11 protein-coding genes are annotated in these 12665 nt (G+C 62.3%); 9 read left to right on the forward strand and 2 right to left on the reverse strand.

Annotation, left to right across the window (positions count from 1 at the left end; genetic code table 11):
- The first annotated feature begins 47 nt into the window (after positions 1-47).
- The 8 genes from HKK57_RS00210 to ppnP all read left to right on the forward strand — a co-directional run bounded on the left by HKK57_RS00210 (position 48) and on the right by ppnP (position 9537).
- Positions 48-1826 (forward strand): acyclic terpene utilization AtuA family protein, encoded by a 1779-nt coding sequence (locus HKK57_RS00210; RefSeq protein WP_169389597.1) that lies wholly within the window; start codon positions 48-50, stop codon positions 1824-1826.
- A 12-nt stretch (positions 1827-1838) separates the two neighbouring features.
- Complete coding sequence (locus tag HKK57_RS00215) at positions 1839-2726, forward strand: SDR family oxidoreductase (protein ID WP_029298119.1); 888 nt, start codon at positions 1839-1841, stop codon at positions 2724-2726.
- A gap of 3 nt (positions 2727-2729) precedes the next feature.
- Complete coding sequence (atuC, locus tag HKK57_RS00220) at positions 2730-4346, forward strand: geranyl-CoA carboxylase subunit beta (protein WP_092235297.1); 1617 nt, start codon at positions 2730-2732, stop codon at positions 4344-4346.
- Positions 4347-4366: 20 nt separating this feature from the next.
- Positions 4367-5524: a citronellyl-CoA dehydrogenase gene (gene atuD, locus HKK57_RS00225; protein WP_070995952.1), complete on the forward strand. Its 1158-nt coding sequence runs from the start codon at positions 4367-4369 to the stop codon at positions 5522-5524.
- A complete protein-coding gene (locus HKK57_RS00230) occupies positions 5521-6303 on the forward strand; it encodes an enoyl-CoA hydratase/isomerase family protein (RefSeq protein WP_029298114.1) in 783 nt (260 codons plus the stop codon). Before atuD ends, HKK57_RS00230 begins: the two co-directional genes overlap by 4 nt.
- Before the next feature lie 353 nt (positions 6304-6656).
- A complete protein-coding gene (locus tag HKK57_RS00235; RefSeq protein ID WP_169389598.1) occupies positions 6657-8591 on the forward strand; it encodes an acetyl/propionyl/methylcrotonyl-CoA carboxylase subunit alpha in 1935 nt (644 codons plus the stop codon).
- A 70-nt stretch (positions 8592-8661) separates the two neighbouring features.
- Entirely contained in the window at positions 8662-9204 is a 543-nt protein-coding gene (locus HKK57_RS00240) for an exonuclease domain-containing protein (RefSeq protein ID WP_029298111.1), read from the forward strand.
- Positions 9205-9252: 48 nt separating this feature from the next.
- Positions 9253-9537: a pyrimidine/purine nucleoside phosphorylase gene (gene ppnP, locus HKK57_RS00245; protein ID WP_029298108.1), complete on the forward strand. Its 285-nt coding sequence runs from the start codon at positions 9253-9255 to the stop codon at positions 9535-9537.
- 63 nt (positions 9538-9600) lie between these two features.
- Here the strand turns inward: ppnP and HKK57_RS00250 are convergent, their stop codons facing one another.
- Positions 9601-10407, reverse strand: coding sequence for an MOSC domain-containing protein (locus HKK57_RS00250; RefSeq protein WP_169389599.1), 807 nt, complete (start codon positions 10405-10407; stop codon positions 9601-9603).
- Positions 10408-10518: 111 nt separating this feature from the next.
- Positions 10519-11454 (reverse strand): chemotaxis protein CheV, encoded by a 936-nt coding sequence (locus HKK57_RS00255; RefSeq protein ID WP_029298105.1) that lies wholly within the window; start codon positions 11452-11454, stop codon positions 10519-10521.
- A 553-nt stretch (positions 11455-12007) separates the two neighbouring features.
- Between HKK57_RS00255 and HKK57_RS00260 the strand changes: the two genes are divergently transcribed.
- A complete protein-coding gene (locus HKK57_RS00260; protein WP_029298103.1) occupies positions 12008-12457 on the forward strand; it encodes a hypothetical protein in 450 nt (149 codons plus the stop codon).
- Positions 12458-12665 lie beyond the last annotated feature (208 nt).

A 12665-nucleotide genomic window follows, 5' to 3' on the forward strand; every position in this document is an offset into this window, starting at 1 on the left:
CTTGCTTGGTAGTCTCGACCCAGCGATTTTCCAGAGAAGGACTTCCCATGGACAAGACCGTTCGTATCGGCTGCGCCAGTGCATTCTGGGGCGACACCTGCACCGCCGCCGCGCAGTTGGTGCAAGGCGGCGCGCTGGATTACCTGGTGTTCGACTACCTGGCGGAAGTCACCATGTCGATCCTCGCCGGCGCGCGAATGAAAGATCCCCAGGCCGGCTACGCCACGGACTTTGTCGAAGTGCTGGCGCCATTGCTCGGCGATATCCAGCGTCAGGGCATCCGCGTGATCAGCAACGCCGGCGGCATCCACCCCCAGGCCTGCGCCGCGGCATTGCAGGCTGCCTGCGACCAGGCCCGGGTGCCATTGAAAATCGCCGTGGTGCTGGGCGATGACCTGCAACCGCAGTTCAAGCAACTGCAGGGCGTCAGCGATATGTTCAGCGGCGCGCCTTTACCGGCGATGTGCGTGTCCACCAATGCCTACCTCGGCGCACCGGGCATCGTCCAGGCCCTGCAACTGGGCGCCGATATCGTCATCACCGGGCGCGTGGTGGACAGCGCAGTGGTCAGCGCGGCCCTGGTGCATGAGTTCAACTGGTCGTGGCAGGACTACGACTGCCTGGCCCAGGCCGCACTGGCCGGGCATATCATCGAATGTGGCGCGCAGTGTACCGGTGGCAATTTCACCGATTGGCGCGAGGTACCGGACTACGAGCACATCGGTTTCCCGATTGTCGAAGTCAGCGCCGACGGCCAGTTCATCGTGAGCAAAGCACCGGGCACAGGCGGCCTGATCAGCGAACTGAGCGTCGCCGAACAACTGCTGTACGAAATCGGCGACCCACGGGCCTATCTGCTGCCGGATGTGATTTGCGATTTCAGCCAGGTCACGCTGCAGCAGCAAGGCGAAAACCGCGTGCGCCTGCACGGCGCCAAAGGGCAGGCACCGACCGACCAGTACAAAGTCAGTGCCACCTACCCCGACGGTTTTCGCTGCACCGCCAGTTGCCTGCTGGCCGGCATCGATGCGCGGGCCAAGGCCGAACGGGTCAGCCAGGCGATCATCAACAAGACTGCCGAACTGTTCAGCCAGCGCGGCTGGGCGCCCTACACCGAGGTCAATATTGAATTGCTCGGCAGCGAAGCCACCTACGGCGCCCACGCCCGGCGCCAGGACTGCCGCGAAGTGGTGCTCAAACTGGCGGTGCGTCACCCGAGCAAACAGGCACTGGTGCTGTTCGCCCGGGAGATCGCCCAGGCCGCCACCGGTATGGCGCCGGGGCTGACTGGCATTGTCGGCGGCCGGCCCACCGTGTATCCGCTGATCCGCCTGTTTTCATTCCTGATCGATAAGCGCGCCTGCAGCCTGAGTGTCGACTTCCAAGGGCAGTCCTACCCCTGCGAACTGCCTGCAACGGCCGCCTTAGGCACACCCCACGCCCCCCTCGACCCACCCCGGCCCGAAGGCCGCGCCGATGCCAGCGTGCCGCTGGTCAAACTGGCCGTGGCGCGCTCCGGTGACAAGGGCAATCACAGCAATATCGGCGTGATCGCGCGCCGGCCCGACTACTTGCCGTGGATCGCCGAAGCGTTGACGCCCGAGGTGATCGTCGACTGGATGAGCCACGTCCTCGACCCACTGCACGGGCGCGTAGAGCGCTGGTATCTGCCCGGCAGCCACAGCCTTAACTTCCTCTTGGAGAATGCCCTGGGCGGCGGCGGTATCGCCAGCCTGCGCATCGACCCCCAGGGCAAGGCCTTCGCCCAGCAGTTGCTGGAAATACCGATTGCCGTGCCCCGCCACCTCGCTGATCAACTCAACTAAGGGACTCTCGCCGTGGCCTTCGACTCGATCTTCAAAGCCGACCTGTTCCAGGGGCAGACCATAATCGTCACCGGTGGCGGCAGTGGCATCGGCCGCTGCACCGCCCATGAACTGGCAGCCCTCGGCGCCCATGTGGTGCTGGTGGGGCGCAAGCCGGAAAAACTGCAAGGTGTCGCCCAGGAAATCAGCGATGACGGCGGCCGCGCCAGCTGGCAGGCCTGCGATATTCGCGATGAAGAAGCGGTCAAGGCGCTGATCAGCCAGATTATCGAGACGCACGGCCCGATCCACGGTCTGGTGAACAATGCTGGCGGCCAATACCCGTCACCCCTGGCGTCGATCAATCAAAAAGGTTTTGAAACCGTACTGCGCACCAACCTGGTGGGCGGTTTCCTGGTGGCGCGTGAGGTGTTCAACCAATCCATGAGCAAACCTTCTTTGGGAACAAAAGGCGGCGCTATCGTCAACATGCTGGCCGATATGTGGGGCGGCATGCCCGGCATGGGCCACTCCGGCGCGGCGCGCTCGGGGATGGACAACTTCACCAAGACCGCCGCGTTCGAGTGGGGCTACGCCGGGGTGCGGGTCAATGCTGTGGCGCCAGGCTGGATCGCCTCCAGTGGCATGGACACCTACGAAGGTGCGTTCAAGGCGGTGATCCCGACCCTGCGCGAGCATGTGCCGCTCAAGCGCATTGGCACTGAATCGGAAGTCAGCGCGGCGATTGTGTTCCTGCTCAGCCCCGCCGCCGCGTTCGTCAGCGGCAGCACCCTGCGCATCGACGGCGCCGCCAGCCTGGGCAGCCGTGCCTGGCCGCTGCACAAGGCGCAGGCGCCGAGCCCGTCCTTCAATGGTTTTCACCGCGCCTACCTGCCGGATGTACTCAAGGAGGGCCAATAAACCATGCCGGTCATCGACTCCCAACTCGACGCCCACAGCCCGCAGTTCGCGCAAAACCGCGAGGCCATGCTCACGGCCATCAACCACCTGCGCCAACTGGAACAGAACCTGTTGGACAAGGCCGCCGAGGCCAAGGGCAAGTTCGACAAGCGCGGCCAACTGCTGCCCCGCGAACGCCTGAACCTGTTGCTTGACCCCGGCGCGCCCTTCCTCGAACTGGCAAGCCTGGCCGGCTACAAATTGCACGATGACAAGGACGGCAGCGCGGCCGGTGGCGGCTTGATTGCCGGTATCGGTTACGTCAGCGGCGTGCGCATGCTGGTGGTGGCCAATAACAGTGCGATCAAGGGCGGGACGATCTCGCCGTCCGGCCTGAAAAAATCCCTGCGCCTGCAACAGATCGCCATGGAGAACAAACTGCCGGTGGTGACCCTGGCCGAAAGCGGCGGCGCCAACCTGAATTACGCAGCAGAGATTTTCGTCGAAGGCGCACGCAGCTTTGCCAACCAGGCGCGGATGTCGGCCATGGGCCTGCCACAGATCACCGTAGTCCACGGCTCGGCCACCGCTGGCGGTGCCTATCAACCGGGACTTTCGGATTACGTGGTGGTGGTGCGCGGCAAGGCCAAGCTGTTTCTGGCCGGCCCACCGCTGCTCAAGGCCGCCACCGGCGAAGTGGCGACAGATGAAGAACTGGGCGGCGCCCAGATGCATGCGCAAACTGCCGGCACCGCCGAATACCTTGCCGAAAATGACGCCGATGGCGTGCGCATCGTGCGCGAGATTGTCAGCCTATTGCCGTGGGACGACCGGTTGCCGCCTGCACCGGCGCGGGCCTACGCCGAGCCGCTGTACCCGATTGACGAGCTGCTGGGGCTGATCCCCGACGACCCGAAAAAACCCTACGACGCACGGGAAATCATCGCGCGCATCGCCGACGGCTCCAACTTCCTCGAATTCAAGGGCGAGTACGATCCCCACACCGTCTGCGGCCACTTGCAGATCCAGGGCCGCGCCTGCGGGTTTATCGGCAACAACGGCCCGATCACCCCCAAGGGCGCGAGCAAGGCCGCGCAATTTATCCAGTTGTGCGACCAGAGCCAGACGCCGCTGCTGTTCTTTCACAACACCACCGGTTTTATGGTCGGTACCGAATCCGAACAACAAGGGGTGATCAAGCACGGCGCGAAGATGATCCAGGCGGTGGCCAATGCCCGCGTGCCCAAGCTGACTGTGGTGGTCGGCGGTTCCTATGGCGCCGGCAACTATGCGATGTGCGGCCGGGGCCTGGACCCGCGCTTTATCTTCGCCTGGCCCAACAGCCGCACCGCCGTGATGGGCGGCGCCCAGGCCGGCAAAGTGCTGCGCATTGTCACCGAGGCCAAGCAATTGAAAGACGGCCTGGTGCCCGACCCCAAGGTGCTCGACATGCTCGAACAGGTCACCGCACAGAAACTCGATAGCCAGTCCACGGCCCTGTATGGCAGCGCCAACCTGTGGGATGACGGGCTGATTGACCCACGGCACACCCGCACTTTGCTGGGTTACCTGCTGGATATCTGCCAAGAAGCTCAGGTGCGCCAATTGCAACCCAACAGCTTCGGCGCCGCGCGCTTTTAACGATCAGGAGAACAATAAAAATGATCTTCACCCAGGAACACGAAGAGCTGCGTCGTACCGTACGGGCTTTTGTCGACCGCGAGATCAATCCCCATGTCGACGCATGGGAAAAAGCCGGGCGCTTCCCCATCCACGAAATTTTCCGCAAAGCCGGCGACCTGGGCTTGCTGGGCATTTCCAAGCCGGAGAAGTTCGGCGGCATGGGCCTGGACTACAGCTACTCGATAGTCGCCGCCGAAGAGTTCGGCACCATCCGCTGCGGCGGCATCCCGATGTCCATCGGCGTGCAGACCGACATGTGCACCCCGGCCCTGGCGCGTTTTGGCTCCGATGAGCTGCGCGAGGAGTTCCTGCGCCCGGCTATCAGCGGCGAACAAGTAGGCTGCATTGGCGTCTCGGAAACCGGCGCCGGCTCCGACGTGGCCGGCTTGAAAACCCACGCACGCAAGGATGGCGACGACTACGTGATCAACGGCAGCAAAATGTGGATCACCAACTCCCCCAGCGCCGACTTTATCTGCCTGCTGGCCAACACCTCGGACGGCAAGCCCCATATCAACAAATCACTGATCATGGTGCCGATGAACACTCCCGGCATCAGCGTCAGCCCGCCCCTGGAAAAACTCGGCATGCATAGCTCGGAAACCGCCCAGGTGTTTTTCGATGATGTGCGCGTGCCCCAGCGCAACCGCATTGGCCATGAAGGCGCGGGGTTCATGATGCAGATGCTGCAATTCCAGGAAGAACGGCTGTTTGGCGCAGCCAATATGATCAAGGGCCTGGAATCGTGCATCGACAGCACCATCGCCTACTGCAAGGAGCGCCAGACCTTCGGCAAGGCCTTGATCGACAACCAGGTGATCCACTTCCGCCTGGCCGAACTGGCCACGGAGATCGAATGCCTGCGCGCGCTGGTCTACCAGGCCACCGAGCAATACATCAAGGGCCAGGACGTGACGCGGCTGGCCTCGATGGCCAAGCTCAAGGCCGGGCGCCTGGGCCGCGAAGTCAGCGACAGTTGCCTGCAATACTGGGGTGGCATGGGCTTTATGTGGGACAACCCGGTGGCCCGCGCCTATCGCGATGTGCGCCTGGTGTCGATTGGCGGCGGCGCCGACGAGATCATGCTGGGGATCATCTGCAAATTAATGGGCACGCTGCCGGGGAAAAAGTCGTGAGCGCCTGCGAAACCCTGCTGCTGGAACCGCACAACGGCGTGCTGCACATCACCCTCAATCGCCCACAGAACCGCAATGCCATGAGCTTGCAGATGGTCAGCGAACTGCGCACGGTGCTGGCAGATGTGGCGCGTGACGACCACGTGCGGGCATTGGTGATCAGCGGCGCTGGCGGGCACTTCTGTGCGGGCGGCGATGTGAAGGACATGAGCCGCGCGGGCAGCCGCGAGGGCTTGCGTGATTTGAACCGGGTGTTTGGCGCGCTGCTGCAGGAAGTCGAAGCGCTGCCGCAGGTGGTGATCGTGGTGCTGCAAGGCGCGGTGTTGGGCGGTGGGTTTGGCCTGGCGTGTGTCAGCGACATCGCGATTGCCGATCACCAGGCACAGTTCGGCTTGCCGGAAACCAGCCTGGGTGTGCTGCCGGCGCAGATCGCGCCGTTTGTAGTGCGGCGTATCGGCCTGACCCAAGCCCGGCGCCTGGCGTTGACCGCGGCGCGGTTTGACGGGATCGAGGCGCAGCGCCTGGGGGTGGTGCATTTTGTCGAGCATGATCCCCAGGGATTGGCGCAGCGCCTGGATGAGGTGTTGGGCCAGGTGTTGCGCTGTGCCCCGCGCGCCAATGCCCGGACCAAGGCGTTGCTGCTCCAGAGCCTGGATCAGCCATTGGAACTGCTGCTGGATCAGGCTGCCGATTGGTTTGCCGAAGCAGTGACCGGGGAAGAAGGGATTGAAGGAACGCGAGCGTTTGTCGAGAAGCGCAAGGCCAGGTGGGTAATTTGATCTTGAAAACGCCCCACTCCCTGTAGGAGCTGGCTTGCCTGCGATGGCGGTGTATAGGTATCTACACAACTTTGCCGCAACGCCTAAATCCAGGCGGATAGCGCAGTTGTGGCGAGCGGGCTTGCCCCGCGCTGGGCTGCGAAGCAGCCCCAATAAGCCGAATGCGTTGTACCAGATACACCGCAGCGGCTGGTTTTGGGGCTGCTTCGCAGCCCAACGCGGGGCAAGCCCGCTCGCCACGGGAGAGTTCGTCAGTTTCTGAAAGTTGTGTAGATACCTATACACCGCCATCGCAGGCAAGCCGGCTCCCACACAAGCCCACACTTGCGCAACCAATCAGACAGGGACCCACAATGCCCAGCTTCAATAAAATACTGATCGCCAACCGTGGCGAAATCGCCTGCCGTATCCAGCGCACCGCCCAAGCCCTGGGCTACCGCACCGTGGCCGTCTATAGCGAAGCCGACGCCAACGCCTTGCACGTGCAAATGGCCGACGAAGCGGTGAACATCGGCCCTGCCCCGGTGCAGCAGTCGTACCTGAACATCCCGGCCATCCTCGACGCCGCGCGCCTCACCGGTGCCGATGCGGTCCACCCCGGCTACGGCTTTCTCTCGGAAAACCCCGCGTTCGCCAAGGCCTGCATCGCCGCCGGCCTGGTGTTTATCGGCCCCAGCGCCGACGCCATCGAATTGATGGGCAGCAAGCGCCTGTCGAAAATCGCCATGCTCGCCGCCGGTGTGCCGTGCATTGCCGGCTATCAGGGCAGCGCACAAGACGACGCGACCCTGCAACGCGAAGCCGAGCGCATCGGCTACCCGCTGATGATCAAGGCCAGTGCCGGCGGTGGCGGACGCGGCATGCGCCTGGTGCACGCGCCCGGGCAACTGCTCGAGCAATTGCATACCGCACGCTCCGAGGCGCTGAACGCCTTTGGCAGTGACGAACTGATCCTGGAGCAGGCACTTATCGCGCCGCGCCATGTGGAGATCCAACTGTTCGGCGATGCTCACGGCAACCTGATCTACCTGGGCGAACGTGATTGCTCGGTGCAGCGCCGCCATCAGAAGGTCATCGAAGAAGCGCCCTGCCCGGTCATGACCGCCGAGTTGCGCCAGGCCATGGGCGAAGCGGCGCTCAAGGCCGGGCGCGCGGTGGCGTATGTCGGCGCCGGCACCGTGGAGTTCCTGCTGGACCAGAGCGGGCGTTTCTACTTCCTGGAAATGAACACCCGCCTGCAGGTGGAACACCCGGTCACCGAACTGATCACCGGCCTGGACCTGGTGGATTGGCAACTGCAAGTCGCCGCCGGCCAGCCCCTGCCGTTGCGCCAGGAGCAAGTGACACTGACCGGGCATGCCATGGAGGTACGCCTGTACGCCGAAGACCCGGCCCAGGGCTTCTTGCCCCAGACCGGCGAGGTGCTGCGCTGGGAACCGGCCGCCGGGGTGCGGGTCGACCATGGCTTGCAAGCCCCGCAGCGGATCAGCCCGTTCTACGACCCAATGCTGGGCAAAATCATCGCCCATGGCGCTACCCGCGAAGAGGCGCGGCGCAAGCTCCTGCGCGCGGTGCAGGACTGTGTGCTGCTGGGAGTTCCCAGTAACCAGCGGTTATTGGTGGACTTGCTCGGGCACCCGCAGTTTGTCGCGGCGGATTTCAGTACCGGGTTTATCGCCGAACACTTCAGTGATATTGCCCGCCCTCCCATCAGCGATGAACAACTGGCAGTGGCCGCCGCCCTGTTCTATCGACACAGCGCGGCACTGCATCGCCCGGCTCTGGCGAGCTGGCGCAACAATGCCAGCGTGCCCTGGACCTATCGCCTGAGCGTTGGGGAGCAGTGTCATGAGGTCAGCGCACGGGTGGCGGCGGACGATCACCTGCAAATCGGCGACATCGCGATACACCTGCAAGGCAGTGACGGGCGCTGGGCCAGCCTGGTCATCAACGGTGTTCGGCGCCGGCTTGCCTATCACCTGCAAGGCACCCGGCTCTGGCTGTTAGACGCCGGTAGCAGCCTGTGCGTGAACAACCAGACGCAAACCGTGGCCAGTCGTGAGGCGCCGGCCAGCAGTGGCACGGTCAAGGCGCCAATGGACGGCGCGATTACCCTGGTGCAGGTGAGCGAAGGCGATGAGGTGCGCAAGGGCCAACTGCTGCTGGTGCTCGAGGCGATGAAAATGGAGCACCCGCTCAAGGCGGGTATCGACGGGGTGGTCAAGGCCATTCAAGTCAGCGCAGGCGATCAAGTACGCAATCGCCAGGTATTGCTGCAGATCGAATAGCCCTGGGCGGAACTACCAGGCTTGGCTACGCTCTATCCCCATCAGAAAGGGATGAGTACGGGAACCTGCGATGCCTCATTGGCTGATTATTGATCTTGAAGCCACAACGGATGAGGGCGGCTGGCCCGTGTCGGAGATGGAAATCATCGAAATCGGCGTGACCCTGGTCAACCGCCAGGGCCGCGAACTGGACCACTTCCAGCGCTTCGTGCGGCCTTTGCGCCGGCCGTTGCTGACGCCGTTCTGCCGCCAGTTGACGCACATCAGCCAGGCCAGTATCGACAGCGCGGCGCCTTTGACCGAGGTCTGGCCGCTGTTCGAACGCTGGCTGGGCCAGCACCATCCGCGCCTGGAAGGCTGGGCCAGCTGGGGCGACTACGACCGCCAGCAACTGGAACTGGAGTGGCAGCGCCATGGCTTGGCCAGCGTGCTGGGCCAGACGCCTCACGTGAACCTCAAGCAGCGCTTCGCCAAGGCCCGGCGCCTGGACAAGCCCCTGGGGCTCAATGGCGCGTTGCAACTGGCGGGCATGCAGTTCAACGGCCAGCAACATCGGGCCCTGGAGGATGCGCGTAATACGGCGCGTTTGCTGCCGTTGATTTTGCCCGTGTAGAAGGCATACTGGCCGACCTTTCCTAGCCCTTTTTCCGAGGATTCACCCATGTTCAAAGTCAATGAGTACTTCGACGGCACCGTCAAGTCGATCGCCTTCGGTACCACTGAAGGTCCAGCGACCATCGGCGTCATGGCCCCGGGTGAATACGAGTTCGGCACGGCCCAGCGTGAAATCATGCACGTGGTCTCGGGCGCACTGACCGTCAAGCTGCCAGGCAGCGACAGCTGGGAAACCTTCGCTGCGGGCAGCCAGTTCCATGTGCCTGCCGACAGCAAGTTCCAACTCAAGGTGGCCGTGGACACTGCCTACCTGTGCGAATACCGCGGCTAAGCCTTTACCCCGCGCAAAAAAATGCCCGTCTCTGTGAGACGGGCATTTTTTGTGGAGCCTGGTTTACTCCAGGATTGTCACCGGCATGCCGACTTCCAGGCGGCCAACCCCGTCATTGACCAGGTTCTGGCCGAACATCACGCCATCGGGTTCTTTACGGTAGGTTTCCAAGGTCGCCAGCGGCTGGCGGTCGGCGCTGCGCTCACCGGTCGCCGGATCGATGGTGGTGAGGATGCAGCGGGAGCAGGACTTGACCACCCGAAACTCCACATCACCAATGCGCAGGCGCTTCCAGCCATCCTCGGCAAACGCCTCGCTGCCTTCAATCACCAGGTTGGGGCGAAAGCGCAGCATTTCCATGGGCCGGCCGATGCGCTGCGACAGGTCGTCGAGGGATGCCTGGCCGATCAGCAACAAAGGGAAACCGTCAGCGAACGCGACCTGGTCATCATCCTTGCCATAGCCGGCCGCCGTGGTACGCGCACGCTCCAGGGGCACTTGCACCAGCCGGGTCGGCTTGCCGATAAAGTCGCTGACCCAGCGCGCAGCTTCATCGCCGGCATCGGGAACCCGCAAGGTGTCGCGCCAAATGGTGACACCGCGCAACTCGGCGTCTGCGCCGGGCAACGCCACGTCCAGGCTGGGTCGGCCGGCACCGCTCAAGGTCAGGCCACCGGTGGCATTCCAGAGTGCCGACAGCTGACTCATCTGCGCCACCGCCCGCTGGGTCAGGAAACGCCCGCTGGCCTCATCCACCAACATCCAGCGTCGATCCCCGTCCAGCCCGAGTTTGTCCAGGCCGATATGGGTCAAGGTCTCTGCCTTGCCCGACTTCAAGGGGTACCGATACAACGCGCTGAGACGAAGCATGAGCCTGGGTTCCTGTGAACAAAAACGTCACCCTATACGAGCACGCGGCCAGAATCAAAATATCCCTATGCATTGTAGGAGCCAGCTTGCCGGCTCCTACGGGGCTGGGGATCAGGCCGGGACTTCGTCCAGCATCAGGCGCTGGCGCACCACGTCCACCAATTTGTCGGGCTGGAATTTGGAGAGGAAGTTGTCGCAACCGACCTTTTTCACCATCGAATCGTTGAAGCTGCCGGACAACGAAGTGTGCAGCACCACATAGAGGTCACGCAGGCGTGGGTCGTTGCGGATCTCGGTGGTCAGGCGGTAGCCGTCCATCTCGGGCATTTCGGCGTCGGTGAAGATCATCAACAGCTTGTCGGTCATCACCACGCCGGTGTCCGCCCAGGCCTTGAGCATGTTCAAGGCCTTGAGGCCGTCACTGGCGATATGCATTTTCACCCCCAGTTGCCCCAGGGTGTCGCGCAATTGCGACAAGGCTACATTGGAGTCATCTACCAACAACACTTCGCGGCCACGGGCACGCTCGAGGACCGGGTCCTCGAGTTTTTCCCGGGAGACCTTGGCGTTGTAGGGCACGATCTCGGCGAGGACTTTTTCCACGTCGATGATTTCGACCAACTGCTCATCCACCTTGCTGATGGCCGTGAGGTAATGCTGGCGGCCGGCGCTGGCCGGCGGCGGCAGGATCGACTCCCAGGTCATGTTGACGATGCGGTCGACACCCCCCACGAGGAAGGCCTGTACCGAACGGTTGTACTCGGTAACGATAATGGTGCTGTTGGGCCCCGGTACCAGCGGACGCATGCCGATGGCCTGGGACAGGTCGATCACCGGCAGGGTCTGGCCACGCAGGTTGACCACGCCACACACAAACGGGTGGCGCTGGGGCATCAGGGTCAGCTTGGGCAACTGCAGGACTTCTTGCACCTTGAACACGTTGATCGCGAACAACTGGCGCCCGGCCAGGCGAAACATGAGGATCTCCAGGCGATTCTCACCCACCAATTGCGTGCGTTGATCTACCGTGTCGAGAATGCCAGCCATTGAAGACTCCTGGGTGTGCTGAAAAGAATCGCTGCTTACTGGAGAAGGTTATCGGCAGCTCGCGCCAGACCTTGACCCTCGCTAAAATGCCACGCAAATGCATTGATGTCACACTGACATCATGCTTTACTGGTTTCACCTTACTGTCCGGTGGTCTGGCAACGCGCCGTGACCCTCAAACGGTCACAAGGTTCAGCCATGTAAGGGATTCCCCTAGTCGCAATCAGGTCCAACCTGATATTCGCGATATCCAATAGCCATTAATGTGACGCCATTCTCATTGCATGAATGGAGTCAGGCTTTTGTTTGCTATCGCAAGCCCACGGCCCAAGGGCCTTCCAGGCATTAACACCTGGGCAATCGAAGTAATGCGAACGCCTCTGGTTGTTTCCACTGCAAGCAGCGCCAGCAGTCGCGACGCCGATCATTCAAATAAAAGTACTACTCAAAATTCAGAAACGAACTACAGACTTCGGTCATATTTCGGCGCTAGTTTGAAGCCGTTGCCCCGGTGGGGCGCCTCATTATCTGACCGTATGTTGTGGAGACTTTCATGATGAACGACGGTAAAGAGTGGCAAGACGCACTTCCCGAGTTCCTCCTGGAGGCAGAAATGCTGCTGGCCAAGTCGGAGGAATGCCTGACTCACCTGCATTTGATCCGCAACGATAACGATGCCATCGACTGCATGAAAAACAGCCTGGTCAAACTGGCCGAAAAGGCCGACGCCATGACACTGCCCGCCATTGGCAACTTTTCCCGGCATATCCAGGACCTGATCTGCAACGCCCAAAGCCCGATGCAACTCCACGATGCGGCACTCGCCGCCCTGCACGACTGCCTGACGCTGCTGGCCTGGCAACTGGAACTGATCGATATCAAGACCGGCAAACTCAGCCTGGATGACGCTGAGCAAACCACGTTGATTGAAACCGTTGCCCAGCAGATCCCACAGAAGGACGCTGGCGCTCATTATCGCCACTCCATGCCCCACGCCTCCTGAACCTGGCGCTCGGTTAATCCAAGCCACGGACGCGCGCCCAACTAATACCCCGGCAGGTATTTAGCCAGCCAACTATCAATAAGCCAGTATTGGTAATAACGATGCAAAACTTGATTAACAGTACAACTAGACCCGCTGAACTAAGCACTGCACCAGGCGACCAACGGTAATTGTTGGTGGTACCATTAGCACGTTCGAAGTGGCTGAC

Origin of the sequence: Pseudomonas sp. ADAK21 (assembly GCF_012935735.1) — a bacterium.
In the GTDB taxonomy this organism is placed as follows: domain Bacteria; phylum Pseudomonadota; class Gammaproteobacteria; order Pseudomonadales; family Pseudomonadaceae; genus Aquipseudomonas; species Aquipseudomonas proteolytica.

Coding starts and splice junctions, on each gene's coding strand:
- HKK57_RS00250 (WP_169389599.1), bottom strand. CDS start 10,407: ATGCTTCGTCTCAGCGCGTTGTATCGGTACCCCTTGAAGTCGGGCAAG.
- atuC (WP_092235297.1), top strand. CDS start 2,730: ATGCCGGTCATCGACTCCCAACTCGACGCCCACAGCCCGCAGTTCGCG.
- HKK57_RS00260 (WP_029298103.1), top strand. CDS start 12,008: ATGATGAACGACGGTAAAGAGTGGCAAGACGCACTTCCCGAGTTCCTC.
- HKK57_RS00255 (WP_029298105.1), bottom strand. CDS start 11,454: ATGGCTGGCATTCTCGACACGGTAGATCAACGCACGCAATTGGTGGGT.
- atuD (WP_070995952.1), top strand. CDS start 4,367: ATGATCTTCACCCAGGAACACGAAGAGCTGCGTCGTACCGTACGGGCT.
- HKK57_RS00235 (WP_169389598.1), top strand. CDS start 6,657: ATGCCCAGCTTCAATAAAATACTGATCGCCAACCGTGGCGAAATCGCC.
- HKK57_RS00240 (WP_029298111.1), top strand. CDS start 8,662: ATGCCTCATTGGCTGATTATTGATCTTGAAGCCACAACGGATGAGGGC.
- ppnP (WP_029298108.1), top strand. CDS start 9,253: ATGTTCAAAGTCAATGAGTACTTCGACGGCACCGTCAAGTCGATCGCC.
- HKK57_RS00210 (WP_169389597.1), top strand. CDS start 48: ATGGACAAGACCGTTCGTATCGGCTGCGCCAGTGCATTCTGGGGCGAC.